Raw genomic sequence first — 15835 nt, 5'->3', positions numbered from 1 at the left:
ACCCGATCTCGTCTCTCCGACTATCGGTTACCCGGAAACCGTCCCGATTGAGACTTCACAACAGATTAGATATATATTACGAGAATAGACAGATTACGAATGTTTCCACAGTGTCGGATGGGGAACGCATCCATCTACACAGAGACACCCACTCGCCGACTCGAGAGTCATGTGAACTTGTTTCAGGACCGAATCGATTCGCAATCCTTATGACTGGTATCGGCCTTATCCGTAATTGCACGCTACGAGTGTGCCGGTGTAGCTCAGACTGGCAGAGCGAATCCTTCGTAAGGATTAGGTCGAGGGTTCAAATCCCTCCACCGGCTTTTCCTCTCTAACCTGTTCCTTCGGGCGAGTCGAACGTGCGTTCTGACCGCTCAGAGCAGGGTACGGCCGTGCTGTAGTCCTCTTCGTCACGGATCACCGACTCTCGTGTGCGATTTCTTCTCGGCACGTGAAGGAGTCTCGCTGCGCTCGACGTTCGGCACCGTTACAGAATCGGCGCCCGGCTCGGAACCGCGATACTCCGGGATTCCGACTCCGGTAGTGGGTGTTCACGCAGCGTTCCGTCAGCGGGTTCGCCGGGCGACGTACTCGTCGCGACCGATCTTCTCGAGGGCGTCGGACGGGAGACGGAGCAGGTCGCTGCGGCGCTTCGGGAGGACGCCGTCCATCACGGCCCCGCTCGCGTAGTCGACCGACCACTCGAGGTCGACTAGCGAGACGTCGCTCACCTCGAGGACCCGACCGACGGCGGTTCCCGGTTCGGGGTCGAGCTCCCGCCTGATCGCGTCGGGAAGTTGCTCCGAACGGACGCGAACCATGTCACCGGGGCGCAGCTCCATTCGTGTGTGCCGTCGTTCCGGGACGGGTTAATGATTCCGGCCCGGCCAATACTTCGGTTACCGACCGCTCGAGGGCCCAGTACGGGCTTCGCGGCGGTCACAGGAACGCCGTCGCCGCCAGCGCGAGGGCGAGTCCCAGCGCGGGTACGTCCCGCCGGGAGAACGCGAGTTCGGGCAGCGTCGGGTTCCACGAAAAACACCTGGCTCGCAGCGCGAGCGAGAGTCGGTCGGCACGGGCGAACGTCCGTGAGAGCCCGTTCATCGCGATCGTCGTCGCGCGCTCGCGGGCGCTCCGTTCGGTGCCGAGACGCGCGGCCATCGCGTCGCGGATCGTCCGGAGATCCGAGCGCACGACCGGCAGGAATCGGAACACGAGCGCGACGCCGACGCCGAGCAGCTGGCCGGGCTTTCCCGGAACCGTCCGCTGGATCGCCGCCCGGGAGTCACGGACCGGCGTGGTCCGGACGTAGACGGCGCTGACGAGTAACACGAGCAACACCCGGTAACTCGCCAGCGCGGTGGCCAGCCCCGCCTCGAGGTCGACCCACGGCGGACCGATCGTTGCGGCCGCGACGAGGGGGCCGACCGCGAGGATCGCGAGCGCGAACCGGTAGGCGTACAGCGTCCGCAGCGGCCGCACCCGCGCGAGGCCGAGCGCGGCGAGCGCGAACGCGGTGAGCCCGGCCAGCGCCCGCGGCGTCGCGTGCGCGAGGGCGGTCGCCGCGAATCCGATCTGAACCGCCAGCTTGGCCCGGGGGTCGAGCGCGTGGACGACCGTGTCGCCGGGTCCGTAGGTCAGCATCGGCTATCGGGCCGCTCGCGCGCTCGCGGCACCCGAACGGGGAGTCCCTCGAGGGAGTCGACGGCGCGAGCGGGCGGGTCGTCGACGACGATGCGGCCGTCGGTCATCGCGATCACGCGGTCGGCGAGCCCGAGGACGTCCCGGAGGTCGTGGGTCGCGAGCAACACCCCGGTTCCGTCGGCGGCCAGCGCCTCGAGTCGGTCGAGCACGGATCGGCGCGCGGGCTCGTCCAGTCCGGTGAAAGGTTCGTCGAGCACCAGATGGGTCGGCTCCATCGCGAGCGCGCCCGCGATGGCGACCCGGGACTGCTCGCCGCCCGAGAGCGTGTCGATCCGCTCGTCGGCGCGTCCTCGCAGGTTCACCGCCTCGAGGGCCGCTGCGACGCGGCGGTCGATCTCGGCGCGCTCGAGGCCGAGGTTCTCCGGGCCGAAGGCGACGTCGTCGCCGACGGTCGCGGCGACGAACTGGTCGCGGGGGTGCTGGAAGACCATCCCGACGCTCGTGCGCGCGGCGATCGGATCCGCGGCGACGTCGGCGCCGTCGACCAGCACCGATCCCTCGTCGGGCGTCAGGAGGCCGTTGCAGTGTCGCAGCAGGGTCGTCTTCCCGCTGCCGTTAGCCCCCGCGAGGACGACGAACTGCCCGTCGGGGATCGATCGGGAGACGCCCTCGAGGATCGGGACGTCCGCGAAGCCGAAGGAGACGGAACGGAACTCGATCATGACGGGTCAGGCGTCGAGCGTGTCGATTCGACCGCTCTCGACGATCGCGACCGCGGCGACAATCTTCAGGATCTCGCCGGGGATAAACAGCAGGGCGCCGACGGTAACCGCCTCCCAGAGCTCGAGCTCGAGCAGCCAGGCCATGTAGCCGACGCCCATCGCGTAGATGAGGACGGTCGCGGTGACGAGCGCGGCGACGACCAGTGCCGTCGAAACCTCGGCGGGATCGCGCAGGTCGGTGCCGCGGTGGACGACCAGCCCGATCAGGCCCGCCGCTATGGGGTACGACCAGAGGTAGCCGGCCGACTCGGCGACGAGGACGCCGAGCCCGCCGCTCATCCCGGCGAACACCGGGAGTCCGATCCCGCCGGCGGCGAGATAGAGTAGTATCGAGGCGGGCCCCCAGACGGGTCCGAGTAACAGCCCCGCCAGAAAGACAAATAGGACCTGTAGCGTGATCGGCGCCGGCGAGAACGGGATCGGGATCGCGATCGGCGCCGCCGCCCCCAGCAGCGTCGCCAACAGCGCCGCGCGGGCGAACGCGCCGACGACGCCGGCGTCGACGAGGTCGACGTCGCTTCGTTCGGTTGCCATACGTCACGACTCACGTAAACCGTGATCAAAACTTCGGTTTACGGGGGCGTCGGCGATCGCCGACGCCAGAACGGAACGGTCCCCGACGGTCAGTGCTGGTGTCCGGTCGCCTCGGCGAAGGTCTGTCCGAACCGCTCCTCGAACAGCTCCATGATCCGTTCCTCCTGGGCCTCGAGCTCCGGATCCGTCCCCTCGCCGTGGTGGACGAAGTGGTGGGCGCGGCTGGCGAACGACAGCAGGGCGATGTCGCCGACGGTCTCGGCCGAGTCCTGGTCGCCCTCCGCGAGGAGGTCGACGAGTCCGGCGGGGAGCGTCACCTCGTCGGTCGCACCGTCGTCGGTCGAAATCGTGAGCGTGATCGTGTCGACGTCGTCGGTCATACTCCGACCGACGGGGGGCGTACCTAAAGGTGCTGTGACTCGCCAACTCGAGTGACATGGTACCGATCCCCGAGATGCTTTTGGCCCTCGGTGACGAACCGGGAGGTATGCCTACCGTCGAACTCGAGGCGGAGACGATCGAACGGCTGGACGGGCTGCGCGTCGAGGACGAGTCCTACGACGAGCTCGTCACCGAGCTGATCAACATCTACGAGACGAGCGAGCTCACGCTCTTTCACGCGGGCTAACGGTCAGCCGTCGGCCGCAGCCCGACGGACCGAGTCCCACCGCCCCTTCGACTCGAGCTGGGTCTGAAGCTCCTGGGCGTACTCCTGGGTGAGCTGTTCGGCCGCCCGGAGCTTTTCCTCCCGGTCGTCGCCCCCGTCCCCGCCGAGCCCGAGCGCGCCGAGGATCGAATCGAGGACGCCGCCCGACGAGCCTGTGGGGCCGCCACCGCCGCCCTGGCCGCCCATCGCGCCCATCTGCCGGTCGACGTTCTCGAGTTCGGGGATGATCTGGTCGACCTTCTCGGTGTCGGCGACGATCCGGGCCCGGTCGGGGTCGTCGGCGTCCTCGATCTCGAACTCCGTGGCCGTCATGATCAGGCTCCACTGCTGGCTCGAGAACCGCGAATCCTGGACGCGCTGTGAGAACTCCTGATCGACGGTCATCCGTTCGCCGACGATCCGGTCCGTCCACGAGGTGTCGCTCATGGCCGTCGATTGCGCGGGTGCGCGTATCAGCGTTTCCCCGTCGGGCGTCGCTCCTCGAGGGGTCGGGGCGCCGAGTCAGTCGAGTCGCTCCGAGCCCTCGGCGTGGCGGGTCGCGAGCTCGACGTACCGGTCGGCGGTCTCCTCGAGGTGGGGGTCGTCGATCTCGGTTTTCGGTTCCGCGGGCGCCCCGGCGACGAGCGTCGCGGGCTCGACCACAGTGCCCTCCGTGACGACGCTCCCGGCCGCGACCACGGCACCCTCCCCGATCCGGGCGCCGTCGAGGACGACGGCGTTCATCCCGATCAGCGCGCGCTCGCCGACGGTCGCGTCGTGGACGATCGCGCTGTGGCCGACGGTGGCGTAGGCTTCGAGTTCGGCGTCCTCGTGGAGGACGGCGTTGTCCTGGACGTTCGCGCCCTCGCCGACGACGATCCGACCGTGATCGCCCCGGAGGGTGACGTTCGGCCAGACGCTGGCGTCGGCCTCGACGACGACGTCGCCGATGACGACCGCGCTCTCGTCGACGCGGGCCGAGTCGGCGACCCGCGGTTCCGTGCCTTCGAACGAGCGAAGCATGGCGACTACCTCTCGCGACCGGGGCTTGAATCTACCGTCGATCGGACCGACCACGGCCCGTTCCTCGTCGCCGATCGTATAAATACCAATGTATGTTGGCGGTACCTCTAATACGGTATCCCCACTACTGAGAAGTAGGCAGCGGTCGGACGTACCGAAACACATCCGTAGCCCGCTGCCGTGCATCGAAGGCCCCCATCTTCGAGTCAGGAAGTCTACCCCGCTTCCGTCCCCGGAGATCACCTTCGACGTGGAGGGTTCGACCCCGCTTCCGTTCACCCCAAGACAGTCACCGTGATCAGGGGGGTCAGAATCGCTTCCGTACTGCGGCTTCCTTCCCTTTCCGCTCGCTTCGAACAGCGACGGGACCGTCGACCGATTCCGCCGTACCGCAGTCGGACGGCCGGCTCGCGGATGTACCGACGAACGATCCGCCCGCGACGCCGACGAAAAAACCGGTCTCGACGTTAGAAGGCGCCGCCCTCGAAGTCGGTGTCGGCGTGAAGGCTGTCCTTCAGGGCGTCGTGGACCTTACAGAGCTCGAACGCTCGGTCGATAACCTCCTGGCCGGTATCGTCGTCGACGTCGGCCTCGACGCGGATGTCGAAGTGGACCGACTCGAGCTTGTCGTCGTCGTTGAGCTCGCCCGTCGATTCGATCTCGATCCGACCGAGGTCGCCGGCGTCGCGCTGCTGACCTCCGACGCGAAGCGCGGGCACGTAGCAGGACGCGTACGCCGCAAGCAGGCTCTCGAGGGTGTCCGGCGCCTCCTCGCCCTCGGCGTCGATCGTCGTCTCGAACTCGCCGATCTCGTTCGTCGCGCTGAACCCCTCCTCGGAGACGGTGGTGACTTGTTTCGACATTGCAGTGGTGACAACCACAGCGGGAGCCGTAAACGTTGTTCTCGCCGTCAACATCGTCCGGTTCGAGAAACGAACGCGGTCGTCCGCGCTCGAACTAAGTTCGACGGCGATCCCGGCGCGGTCGTTCCGGTTCAGCTCTCGAGTTCGAACGGCTCGTCGGCCTCGGGGACGTGGACCTCGGCGTCGCTGCCCGTGGCGGCGACCTCACTCTCGAACTCCTCGGGGTCCTGCTCGATCGGCGGGAACGTATCGTAGTGCTGGGGGAACGCGCGGTCGACGTCGAGCCAGTCGACGGCGACGGCGGCCTGCCAGGGTCCCATCGTAAAGTGGTCGCCCATCGGTACCGCCGCGGCGTCGGGCTCGAGGTACGGACCGATCACCTCGCGCATCTCGGTCATCAGCGAGGTGTCGCCCGCGTGGTAGAACGTCGTCGACTCCTCGTCGGCGACCTGGGTCGGCTTCGTATCGGAGATCACGAAGCCAGTGGGCATCCCCGCGTCGACGTCGTACTCGGTCATGATGCCGTTGGTGTGATCGGCCCGGACCATCGTGACGAACGCGTCGTCACACTCGACGGTCCCGCCGAGGTTCATCCCCATCCCGCCGACGGCGTCCTCGAAACCGAACTCCTCCTCGCAGTAGGAGGCGAGCTCGGGGGTCGCGACCAGCGTCGCGTCGCTGAACTCGCCCGCGTCGGCGATGTGGTCGGCGTGGCCGTGCGTGAGCAGGACGTAGTCGGGGTCGTCGACCTCGGCGGGCTCGAGGTCCGTCTTCGGGTTGTCGAAGAACGGGTCGATCAGTAGGTCGGTGTCGCCGACCGTGACGTACCACGTCGAGTGGCCGTACCAGGTGAGTTCCATAGCAGGCCAACGGTTGGGCGGAGATCGCCTTAAAATTGACCGCATGAACCGTCCTGCGGCGCTCGCGAGCGCCCGTTTCGGCGTCGAACCCCGTCGGCGAACCGGCAACCCGCGACCCGATGCCGTGGCGTTTTTTGTCCGGGGTTCCTACGGCGGGGTATGCTCTCGCTTTCGCTCGAGGAGTTCATGGTCGAACTGAACGAGGGATCGATCAAGAACGTCGGCCCGACGAACAAGTCCGCGACGGTCAAGCTGTTCGACGTCGAGGAGGCCGAGGCCCGCGAGTTCGGCGACAAGCGGGTCAAGCTGGTCTTCGAGGACGAGGACGGCAACGAGGTCCAGGTGTCGCTGTTCCCCGAGGACGTCCGGAAGATCGTCGACGACGTCGAGGCCCTCGAGGACGATTCCCCGGTCTTCGAGTGAGCGACGGGCGATTCGGGGCGGGTTCGGCCGACGAATCGGTCGGTGCCGCCCCGACCGCATTCCGACAACCGTTTTAGGGCGAAACTGCTTGGTTCGTGTAGATGGGTAACTGTATCATCTGCGGCACGTCTGTCGACGGCGAGATCTGCCAGAGTCACGAGGAGGACGCGGTCTTCGAGTTCCGCGGCACCGCGCCCTCGCAGCTCACCCCCGGTCGCTACTACCGGGGCACCGTCGACGGCTACGCCGATTTCGGCGTGTTCGTCGATATCGGCGACCACGTAACCGGTCTGTTGCACAGAAGCGAACTGGACAAGCGACTCGAGAGCCTCGACTGGGAGCCCGGCGACGAGGTGTTCGTCCAGGTGCTCGACGTTCGGGACAACGGTAACGTCGATCTGGGCTGGTCGATCCGCCAGCGCGAACGCGAGTTCCGCGGTCACCTGGTCGAGACGGCCGACGACGAGTTCCTCCCCGAGGAGCTCGAGGACGACGGCGACGACGGTTCCGACGACGATTCGGCCGACGACTCCGACGCCGAGCCCGAACCTGCGCCCGAGACCGCCGCGAGCGCCGACGATACCGGCCCGAGCGACGAGGCGAGCCCGTCGACGGGCGGCGCCGAGACGGTCGCGGCCGAGAGCGGTTCCGTCGCCGCGGAAACCGCGGTGTCGACCCCGGCGACCGACGACGCCGCCGACGCCGAACCCGAGGCCGAGCCCGCGCTCAAGCGCACGACGATCGACGCGATCGGCAACCAGGTCGGCAGCGTCGTTCGCCTCGAGGGCGAGATCACCGGCGTCCGCCAGACCTCCGGTCCGACGGTCTTCGAACTGCGCGACGAGACCGCCACCGTCGAGTGCGCGGCCTTCGAGGAGGCCGGCGTCCGGGCCTACCCCGACGTCGACGTCGAGGACGTCGTCGCCCTCGAGGGCGAGATCGAGCGCCACCACGGCGACCTGCAGGTCGAGACCGAGACCCTCGAGATCCTCGAGGGCGAGGCCCGCGAGACCGTCGTCGACCGCCTCGAGAGCGCGATCGAGCGCGAGGCCCGACCGGCCGACGTCGCCCCGCTGGCCGACCACGACGCGGTCGCGGCCGTCGAGTCCGAGATCGGCGACGCCGCGACGGCGATCCGCCGCGCGGTCATGGAGGCCCGTCCCGTCGTCGTGCGCCACGCCGCGACCGCCGACGGCTACGTCGCCGGCGCCGCCATCGAGCGCGCCGCGCTCCCGCTGATCCGCGAGAAACACACCCGCGAGGACGCCGAGTACCACTACTTCGAGCGCCGCCCGCTCGAGGGACGGGTCTACGACATGGACGCCGCGACCGACGACGTCACCTCGATGCTCGAGGCCCGCGACCGCCACGACGAGCAGCTCCCGCTGGTCGTGCTCGTCGGCGCCGGCTCGACCGTCGAGTCCGTCGACGGCTACGAGCTGCTCTCGCTGTACGGCGCCGAGGCGCTGGTCGTCGACGACAGCCGCGCCGACGAGGAGGTCGTCGACGCGGTGACCGCCGCCGTCGCGCCCTCGCTGGCCGGCGCCGACGTCGCCGACGCGACCTCGACCGCCCTCGCGGCGAACGTCGCCGCCCACGTCAACGACGACGTCCGCGCCGACCTCGAGCACCTGCCGGCGGTCAGCTACTGGGAGGACGCCCCCGAGACGTACCTCGAGCTCGCCGCCGAGGCCGGCTACGACGAGACCGATATCTCCGAGCGCCGCGAGGCCGTCGCGCTCGAGGCGTTCTACCAGAGCTACAAGGACAAACGCGAGCTCATCGCCGACCTGCTGTTCGACGGCAACGCCGACCTCGCGGCCCACGTCTCCGAGCAGTTCCGCGACAAGCTCGAGACCGAGCTCGAGACCGCCCGCGAGAACCGCACGACTCGGGAGGTCGACGGGCTGACCGTGACGGTGCTCGACACCGACGCGTTCACCCACCGCTACGACTTCCCGACGACGATCCTGCTGCTCGACGCGCTCCACCGCCGCGAGCGCGAGGAGTCGGCCGCCACGCTCGGCGTCGGCGACGACGAACTCCACGTTCGCACGACCGAACGGGTCGACGTCCGCGACCTCGGGAGTGCGATCGCCGAACGCGTGCCCAACGGCGGGGTTCACGTCGTCGGCGGCCGGGACGGCCACGTCGAGTTCCTGCCCGGCGAACGCGACGCCGTCCAAGAGGCCGCCCTCGAGGCCCTCGGCGAGACGCTCGCGTAATCGCGCCCTTCTCCGTCGTCGGCAGAACCGGCCAGTGGCGACGCTCGTTCTCGGCCCGCCGGCGAACGGGCAGGAAGTACTTTGACCGTTCCGCACACAGGAGTCCACGTAAGTTACCCACGACTGAAGTCGTGGGCTTCCTCCTCGAATCATGTGAGCGACGATCCGAGGACCCGGTTACGCGAGAACGCGACGGAGGTCGCGACGATGGGAGTCACCGGGCTCTGGCTCGCGCTCCTGTTCCTTCCGGGCGGCGACGGCCTCTGGCTCCCGGTCTTGCTGTTCGGATACGTGGTCGTCGTTCCGCTGGTGGCGCTGCTGTTCGGCGACGAGGCGGATCGACGCGAGCGGTGGGACGGCTGGTGGAGCGACTCGAGTTCGACCGACGAAGCACAATCCGACGCCGCCGACGCGGCCCCCTCGACGCCGATCGACGGCCGGGACGCCCTCGAGACGCTCCGGGATCGCTACGCGGCGGGCGAGTTGACCGACGACCAGTTCGAGCGGAAACTCGACCGACTGCTCGAGACCGAGACCCTCGAGGACGCCGAGCGCTGGCGTCGCGGAGGCGCGCGGCGAGATCACGGTGTCGACCGGGAGCTCGAGCGAGACCCGTGAGCGAGGCGCCCGGGCGGCGAGCGCCCGTTCACGCGCGGTCAGTCGTCCGAGTGCTCGTCGTCCGCCGACTCGTCCGTCGACGGCGGCTCGGGCCAGACGACGCTTCCCGTGAACGGGACGCCGCTGCGCTGGGCGGCGCGGGCGATCATGTGGGCGCCGGTCGGTACGGTCAACAGCAGGAAAGCGATTCCGATGAGCGCGGTGAGCCCCTCCGCACCCGGACCGAACTGGACGAAGCCGGCCAGGAAGATCGCGGCCGTCCCGAGCGTCGTCGGCTTGCTCGTCGCGTGCATCCGGTTGTAGACGTTCGGGAACCGGAGCAGGCCGATCGTGCCCACCGTCAGGAAGAAGACCCCGACGACCACGAGCGCGACGACGGCGATCGCTCGGATCATTCGATGATCTCCCCCTCGGTGACGAACTTCGCGACGACGACGGTCGCGATGAAGCCGATGATCGCGAGCACCAAGCTCACCGTGACGAACAGCCCCCGGCCCGTCTGGAGCGCGAACAGCACGGCGATCGCGACGACGTTCGTGGCGATGGCGTCGAGCGCGACGACCCGATCCGGCGTCGTCGGCCCCCGGATGACCCGGTAGCTACAGAGCACGCAGAGCCCGGCGACGAGGATCAGCGCCGCGCGGACCGTCCATTCGAGGAAGGCGGGATCCTCACTCATCGTCGCTCGACCTCCGTTCGGACTCCGGCTCGACGCCCCGCTCCCGGGCCCGGTCCTCGGCCTCGCGTCCGGTGACGATGTCCGGTTCCGGGTCGGTCGGCGACCGACGTTCGTCGAAGATCTCGAGGGCGTAGTCCTCCCAGCTCCGGATCGGCGCGGCGACGTCGGCGGGGGCGCGGCCGTCGATCACGTGGACGTACAGCGCGTTCGCGTCGCCATCGTGGTCCAGGGTGACCGTCCCCGGCGTGATCGTGATGCTGTTGGCGATGACCGTGACCGCGGCGGCGGACTCGACGCGCAGCGGCACCAGGATCACGTCGGGCTCGATCGGCATCCCCGGCGACAGCACCCGGTAGGCCACGTCGACGTTCGCGCGGACGAGCTCCCACCCGAACGCGGCGAGATAGCCCGCGACAGCCGGCGAGACCCCCAGCAGTCGGCCGAGATCGATGCGGTCGACGTAGAGCCGACGGAAGAGGAAGGCGATCGGGAGCCCGACGGCCAGCCCCCCGAGGAACTGTCCGAGCAGCGTCGTCGGCTCGAGGGTGCTCCCCCGGACGAAGACCCACAGCACGCCGAAGGCCACGCCCGCGACGGGCCAGGAGCGAACGCTCACTCGAGTTCACCTCCGGGATCGACCGCCTCGACGTACCCCTCCGCGTCGAGCGCGGCCTCCGCGGCGAGTTCGGCGAACCGGTAGACGGGTTCGAAGCCAACGCCGACGGCGAGGATCGCCCCCGCGAGCGCGAGGACGACGGCGACCTGCACCGGGTCGACGGTCGCCTCGTCGACTGCCGGGGTTTGGGCCCCCCAGAAGCTCCGGTTCCACACCCGCGTCGCGTACGCGATCGTCAGCAACGAGCCACCCAGCAGCAGTCCGAGTACCGGCGCCGATCCCGCTCGAGCCGCGGCGTCGAACACGAGGAACTTCCCGAAGAAGCCCGACAGTGGGGGGATGCCCACGAGCGCGAGCGAGCCGACGAAGAAGGCGATCGCGAGCGGCGGTGACCGCCCCGCCAGCCCGCCCAGTTCGGCGAGGCGGCTCGTTCCGGTGGCGCTCCGGACGGCGCCGACCGCGAGGAAGAGCAGCCCCTTCGCCAGCGTGTGGTTGAGCGCGTAGACGAGCGTGGCGACGATCGCGACCTGGCGGAGCCCGCTCGAGGTCGTCGTCGCCGCGATCGCGACGGGGATCGCGATGAAGCCGATCTGGCCGATGCTCGAGTACGCGAGGACGCCCTCGATCGAGTCCCGGCCGACGGCGCCGAGGCCGCCGACGACGATGCTGGCGGCGGCCATGACGAACAGGGCAGCGCCGACGAACGCCAGCGGGGAGTCGCCGGCGACGGCGACTCCCGGGATCGGTAGCTCGAGGGAGACCCCGATCTGGGCGCCGGCGAGCACGGTGAACGAGAGCCGGACGATGGCGTAGATGCCGACCTTTTTCGTCGCCCCCACTAAGAGGGCGGTGATCGGCGGCGGCGCGGCCCGGTAGGCGGTGGGGATCCAGAACTGGAACGGGACGAGCCCGGCCTTGATGGCGAACACCGACAGCAACAGTGCGAACAGCCCGACGACCGGGACGGGATCGATCCCGTAGGCCGCGGGGTCGGCCAGTCGTCGGGCGAGGTCGGCCATGTTGAGGGTGCCCGTCGTCGCGTAGATCCCGCCGACCCCGAGCAGGAAGACGGCCGAGGCCAGCAGGTTGAGCGCGACGTACCAGAACGCCGCCCGAGTGTGTTGGGGGCCGCCGTAGTAGGCGACGAAGACGTAGCTGGCCATCAACATCACCTCGAACCAGACGAACAGGTTGAACAGGTCGCCCGTCAGGAACGACCCCGTCACGCCCAGCAGCAGGAAGTAACACAGCGGGTAGTAGAAGGTCCGCGACCCGGAGTGGGCGGCGTAGCGCCGCGAGAAGACGATCGAGGCGAGCGCGATCGTCGCGACCATCGACAGCATAAACGCCGAGAGGCCGTCGGCGACCAGCGTGATCCCGAACGGGGCCGCCAGCCCGCCGACCTGGTAGGTCGCGATCCCCGGCGCCTCCGGTGCGAGGACGACGGTCCAGGCCAGCACACCGACGGCGACCGCGTAGCCGACGACGCCGCCGAGAGCCACGACGCTCCGAACCCGCCGCCGACGGCCCGCCAGAAGCGCGGCGACGGCCGAGACGAGAGCGACCAGCATCGGCGCGATCACGACCGTCTCGGCCGAGGTCTGGGCGATCATCCGCGATCACCGAGCTCGGAGGCGTCGAGCGTGTCGTGTTCCTCGTACACCCGATAGGAGAGCACGAGCGCGAACGCGGTCATCCCGAACCCGATGACGATGGCGGTCAGGACCAGCGCCTGAACCAGCGGGTCGGCCGTCTGCGGGGCGCCCTCGCCGTGGCCGGCCAGCACCGGGACCGTCTCGAAGCCGCCCTCGACGATGCCGCCCATCGCCAGCAGGTAGACGTTCGCCGCCTGGCTGACGATGGCCAGCCCCCAGACGACCCGGATCAGGTCCCGGCGCAACAGCAAGAACGTGCCGAGGGCGAACAGCGCGCCGACGACGAGCGCGAGGACGAACGCCGTCATTCGGCCCCCACCACCGAGAGGATCGTCAGCAGGCCGCCGACGACGACGCAGTAGACCCCGAAGTCGAACGCCAGCGCGCTCGCCACCTCGAGGTGGTGGTAGATCGGGATCCCCTCGAGGACGACGTACGACTGCGAGAGGAACGGGTAGCCGAGCGCGAGCGGCACCAGCCCGCTGCCGACGGCGAGCGCGAGCCCGACCGCGAACAGTCGGCGGTAGGCGGCGACGACCCGATCTCGCGACGGGGTCTTGCCGGGCTCGACCTCGCGGCCGAGCACGCCCCGCTCGAGGAAATCGAGCCCGAACGCGACGTAGACGACCACGAAGGCGGTCGTCGTGAGCACGCCCGCGATGAACCCGCCTCCCGGGAGGTTGTGCCCCTCCACGAACAGGGAGACGGCGACGACCAGAATGATCGGGACGACGACGCGGGTGGTCGTCCGCATGATGATCGTCGTCACTCCGTTTCACCTCGAGTCTCGGCCGAGTCGGTCGCGTCGTCGGCCGTGCTCGCGCGGTCGGGGCGCATGACGATCAGCGTGATGATCGAGACGGCGGCGGTCGCGACGACGACGAGTTCGCCCAGCGTGTCGAAACCGCGGAAGTCGACGAGGATCACGTTGACGATGTTCGTTCCGCCGCCCTCCGGAACGGCCTGCTCCGCGTAGTAGCGCGCGATCGCGGTCGTTCCGTCGGGGCGGGCGTCGGTCGTAACGAGCACCGTGACGAACGCGGTGGCGCCGACGAGCGTCGAGAGCGCGGCGTCGCGGACGACCCGACCGAGGTCGACCTCGTAGTACCGGGGGATCTCCTCGATCACGAGCAGGAAGATCACCAGCACGAGCGTCTCGACGACGAGCTGGGTCAACGCGAGGTCGGGCGCGCTGGCGAGGATGTAGAAGATCGCGACCATGAACCCCAGGATCGAGAGCGTGAGCACGCCCGCGACGTGGGAGGGCGCGGTGGCCACGGCCAGTCCCGCCACGACTGCGACCACCAGCACGAGTGCGACCGCGATCGGAGCTTCGAGCCCGATCTCGAGGGGAAGCGGGGTCCCCGTCGCTGCGAACCCCGAAAGCGCGAGCAGGCTGGTCGCGGCCAGCGTCCACGTCGCGTACGTCCGGAGGAGTCCGTTGTGGACCCGGTTCCCGAGCCGGGCGCCGCCCCCGGCGAGCGCGGCGACGGTCGCGTCGTACCACCAGTTCGCCCCGATCGGCGGTGCCGCGGCCGGGATCGCGCGGATCCCCCGGTGGAGCCGGTCGTAGAACGGATACGCGAGGAGCCCGAGCCCGATCGTCACGGCGCTCATCGCGACGGCCGGGGAGAGCTCCGTCGGCAGCGAGACGTGCATCTCGTGGGTTTCGACGGCCGTCGCGTCGACGCCCGACTGGACGATCGCCCGGACCGCCAGCTCGGGATCGGCGCTGATGACGGCGGTGAGCGCCGCGAGCACGGCCGGCGGGAGCACCAACAGTACGGCCGGACGGTGGACGTCGCCGAGCGCGGTCGGTCGCTCCCCGACGAACAGCGAGAGAAAGCGCAGCGAGTAGAGCACGGTGAAGACGCTCCCGAAGACGGCGACGGCGGGGTAGATCCACTCGAGGGCGCCGATATCGTAGGTGTGACCCGCCTCGACGGCCGCCTCGAACAGCAGTTCCTTCGAGTAGAAGCCGCTGAACGGCGGGATGCCGGCCATGCTGAGGCCGACGACGGCGGCGATGAGCGCGGTCACCGGGAGATCCCGCCGGAGGCCGCCCAGCTCCGCGAGCTGCCGTGTCCCCGCCTCGTGGGCGACGATGCCGGCGACGAGGAAGAGGGCGGCCTTGAACAGCGCGTGGTTGAGCAGGTGGAAGACCCCCGTTTCGGCGCCAAGCACCGAGGTGAAGCCGAAGCCGGCGATCATCAACCCGAGGTGACTCGCCGTCGAGTACGCCAGCAGCTCCTTGATGTCCGTGGAGGCGACCGCGAGGATCGCACAGACGGTCATCGTCGCGAGCCCGAGCGTCGCGAACAGGACGAGCCACTCGGGGCCCGCGAACAGCGGCCGTACCCGACCGACGAGGTAGACGCCGACTTTCACCATCGTCGCGGAGTGGAGAAACGCCGAGACGGGCGTCGGCGCCGCCATGGCGTTTGGCAGCCAGAAGTGCAACGGCACCTGCGCGGACTTGGCCGCCGCGCCGACCGCGAGCATCCCCAGCGCGGGGACGAACAGTCCGCGCTCGCGGAGGGCCGTCTCGACAGCCTCGGGCTCCTCGAGCATCGCCGCGAGGTCGAACGCCGCCGCGGGGCCGACGGCGTCGCCGGCGGCCAACGAGAGCAACAGGAAGCCGACCAGCAGGAACAGGCCGCCGCCGACGGTGACGAACATCGCCATCCGGGCGGCGTAGGCCGACTCGTCGTCGTCGGTGTGGTAGCCGATCAGGACGAACGAACAGAGGCTGGTCAGTTCCCAGAACAGGAAGATCGCGATCAGGTCGGCCGCGAGCGCGACGCCGAGAATCGACCCCATGAAGGCGAGCAGGGCGGCGTAGTACCGGGACAGCGACGATTCGCCGTGCATGTACGCCGCGGAGTACGCGAAGATGAGCGTTCCGATCCCGCTCGCGAGCAGGGCGAACAGCAGCGCCCACCCGTCGACGTAGAACCGGAGCGCGACCTCGAGCGAGGGGATCCAGGAGAGTTCGACGGCACCCTCGGATCCGTACTGGGTGGCGAGCAGTCCGAAGCAGGCCGCCGCGACGGCGGCGCCGACGTACCCCGTTCGCTCGCCGAGCGCGCGGAACAGAAGCGGTGTCGCCCCCGCGGCGGCGAACGGCAGCACGACGGCTAGCAACACGATCGACAGCTCCGGACTCATTCACTCCGATAAGCATAGCCGCAGCCGGCCCTTAACGATTCGCCCGGAATGCGCGACGATCGGCGTCGCGGCCACCGTTTGCTGGCGGGCGTCTCC

Annotated in this window: 20 protein-coding genes and 1 tRNA gene; 5 read left to right on the top strand and 16 right to left on the bottom strand. The window is 69.2% G+C overall.

The genetic code is table 11. The features are described 5' to 3' along the window. Window positions 1-252 precede the first annotated feature (252 nt). Window positions 253-326 (top strand) — tRNA-Thr (locus tag GWG54_RS02870). 243 nt (window positions 327-569) lie between these two features. On the opposite strand, the gene GWG54_RS02865 is transcribed toward GWG54_RS02870, so the two are convergent. The 5 genes from GWG54_RS02865 to GWG54_RS02845 all read right to left on the bottom strand — a co-directional run bounded on the left by GWG54_RS02865 (window position 570) and on the right by GWG54_RS02845 (window position 3343). Next, window positions 570-845, bottom strand: a complete 276-nt coding sequence (locus GWG54_RS02865; protein WP_167936343.1) for a hypothetical protein — start codon at window positions 843-845, stop codon at window positions 570-572. A gap of 97 nt (window positions 846-942) precedes the next feature. Beyond that, complete coding sequence (locus GWG54_RS02860; protein ID WP_167936342.1) at window positions 943-1647, bottom strand: energy-coupling factor transporter transmembrane protein EcfT; 705 nt, start codon at window positions 1645-1647, stop codon at window positions 943-945. Then, window positions 1641-2369 (bottom strand): energy-coupling factor ABC transporter ATP-binding protein, encoded by a 729-nt coding sequence (locus GWG54_RS02855; protein WP_167936341.1) that lies wholly within the window; start codon window positions 2367-2369, stop codon window positions 1641-1643. Before GWG54_RS02855 ends, GWG54_RS02860 begins: the two co-directional genes overlap by 7 nt. A gap of 6 nt (window positions 2370-2375) precedes the next feature. Further along, complete coding sequence (locus GWG54_RS02850; protein WP_167936340.1) at window positions 2376-2963, bottom strand: biotin transporter BioY; 588 nt, start codon at window positions 2961-2963, stop codon at window positions 2376-2378. Between the two features lie 89 nt (window positions 2964-3052). Next, window positions 3053-3343 (bottom strand): hypothetical protein, encoded by a 291-nt coding sequence (locus GWG54_RS02845; RefSeq protein WP_167936339.1) that lies wholly within the window; start codon window positions 3341-3343, stop codon window positions 3053-3055. A 107-nt stretch (window positions 3344-3450) separates the two neighbouring features. Between GWG54_RS02845 and GWG54_RS02840 the strand changes: the two genes are divergently transcribed. Next, window positions 3451-3591, top strand: a complete 141-nt coding sequence (locus GWG54_RS02840; protein ID WP_167936338.1) for a hypothetical protein — start codon at window positions 3451-3453, stop codon at window positions 3589-3591. Between the two features lie 3 nt (window positions 3592-3594). Here the strand turns inward: GWG54_RS02840 and GWG54_RS02835 are convergent, their stop codons facing one another. From GWG54_RS02835 to GWG54_RS02820, 4 genes are all read right to left on the bottom strand, one after another. After that, window positions 3595-4056: a DUF5799 family protein gene (locus GWG54_RS02835; RefSeq protein ID WP_167936337.1), complete on the bottom strand. Its 462-nt coding sequence runs from the start codon at window positions 4054-4056 to the stop codon at window positions 3595-3597. 75 nt (window positions 4057-4131) lie between these two features. Further along, window positions 4132-4632: a gamma carbonic anhydrase family protein gene (locus GWG54_RS02830; protein WP_167936336.1), complete on the bottom strand. Its 501-nt coding sequence runs from the start codon at window positions 4630-4632 to the stop codon at window positions 4132-4134. A gap of 467 nt (window positions 4633-5099) precedes the next feature. Further along, window positions 5100-5495, bottom strand: coding sequence for an OsmC family protein (locus GWG54_RS02825; protein ID WP_008424068.1), 396 nt, complete (start codon window positions 5493-5495; stop codon window positions 5100-5102). 131 nt (window positions 5496-5626) lie between these two features. Next, entirely contained in the window at window positions 5627-6355 is a 729-nt protein-coding gene (locus GWG54_RS02820; protein WP_167936335.1) for a metal-dependent hydrolase, read from the bottom strand. A 159-nt stretch (window positions 6356-6514) separates the two neighbouring features. Between GWG54_RS02820 and GWG54_RS02815 the strand changes: the two genes are divergently transcribed. The 3 genes from GWG54_RS02815 to GWG54_RS02805 all read left to right on the top strand — a co-directional run bounded on the left by GWG54_RS02815 (window position 6515) and on the right by GWG54_RS02805 (window position 9621). Then, on the top strand, window positions 6515-6778 hold the full coding sequence (locus tag GWG54_RS02815) for a hypothetical protein (protein WP_167936334.1): 264 nt from the start codon (window positions 6515-6517) through the stop codon (window positions 6776-6778). A 101-nt stretch (window positions 6779-6879) separates the two neighbouring features. Further along, entirely contained in the window at window positions 6880-9003 is a 2124-nt protein-coding gene (locus tag GWG54_RS02810; protein ID WP_167936333.1) for a DHH family phosphoesterase, read from the top strand. Window positions 9004-9156: 153 nt separating this feature from the next. Next, entirely contained in the window at window positions 9157-9621 is a 465-nt protein-coding gene (locus GWG54_RS02805; protein WP_167936332.1) for an SHOCT domain-containing protein, read from the top strand. 38 nt (window positions 9622-9659) lie between these two features. Here the strand turns inward: GWG54_RS02805 and mnhG are convergent, their stop codons facing one another. Genes mnhG through mbhE form a run of 7 tightly spaced genes read right to left on the bottom strand, consistent with a single transcriptional unit; the run spans window position 9660 to window position 15739 of the window. Next, entirely contained in the window at window positions 9660-10016 is a 357-nt protein-coding gene (mnhG, locus tag GWG54_RS02800; RefSeq protein WP_167936331.1) for a monovalent cation/H(+) antiporter subunit G, read from the bottom strand. Next, window positions 10013-10300 (bottom strand): monovalent cation/H+ antiporter complex subunit F, encoded by a 288-nt coding sequence (locus GWG54_RS02795; RefSeq protein WP_008424058.1) that lies wholly within the window; start codon window positions 10298-10300, stop codon window positions 10013-10015. The genes mnhG and GWG54_RS02795 overlap by 4 nt, the downstream gene beginning before the upstream one ends. Beyond that, complete coding sequence (locus GWG54_RS02790; protein WP_167936330.1) at window positions 10293-10916, bottom strand: Na+/H+ antiporter subunit E; 624 nt, start codon at window positions 10914-10916, stop codon at window positions 10293-10295. Before GWG54_RS02790 ends, GWG54_RS02795 begins: the two co-directional genes overlap by 8 nt. Beyond that, complete coding sequence (locus tag GWG54_RS02785) at window positions 10913-12529, bottom strand: complex I subunit 5 family protein (protein WP_167936329.1); 1617 nt, start codon at window positions 12527-12529, stop codon at window positions 10913-10915. The genes GWG54_RS02790 and GWG54_RS02785 overlap by 4 nt, the downstream gene beginning before the upstream one ends. Then, a complete protein-coding gene (locus GWG54_RS02780; protein ID WP_008424053.1) occupies window positions 12526-12879 on the bottom strand; it encodes a sodium:proton antiporter in 354 nt (117 codons plus the stop codon). The genes GWG54_RS02785 and GWG54_RS02780 overlap by 4 nt, the downstream gene beginning before the upstream one ends. Then, window positions 12876-13340, bottom strand: coding sequence for an MnhB domain-containing protein (locus GWG54_RS02775; RefSeq protein WP_167936328.1), 465 nt, complete (start codon window positions 13338-13340; stop codon window positions 12876-12878). Before GWG54_RS02775 ends, GWG54_RS02780 begins: the two co-directional genes overlap by 4 nt. Continuing rightward, the gene (gene mbhE / locus GWG54_RS02770) at window positions 13337-15739 is read right to left on the bottom strand and encodes a hydrogen gas-evolving membrane-bound hydrogenase subunit E (protein ID WP_167936327.1); all 2403 of its coding nucleotides are present in this window, start codon (window positions 15737-15739) and stop codon (window positions 13337-13339) included. Before mbhE ends, GWG54_RS02775 begins: the two co-directional genes overlap by 4 nt. Window positions 15740-15835: the final 96 nt, after the last annotated feature.

It is taken from the genome of Natronococcus sp. JC468, from assembly GCF_012163165.1.
GTDB classification, from domain to species: domain Archaea; phylum Halobacteriota; class Halobacteria; order Halobacteriales; family Natrialbaceae; genus Natronococcus; species Natronococcus jeotgali.
The sequence above is the reverse complement of the archived record's forward strand: the minus strand, read 5'-3'. Positions and strand labels throughout refer to the sequence as shown.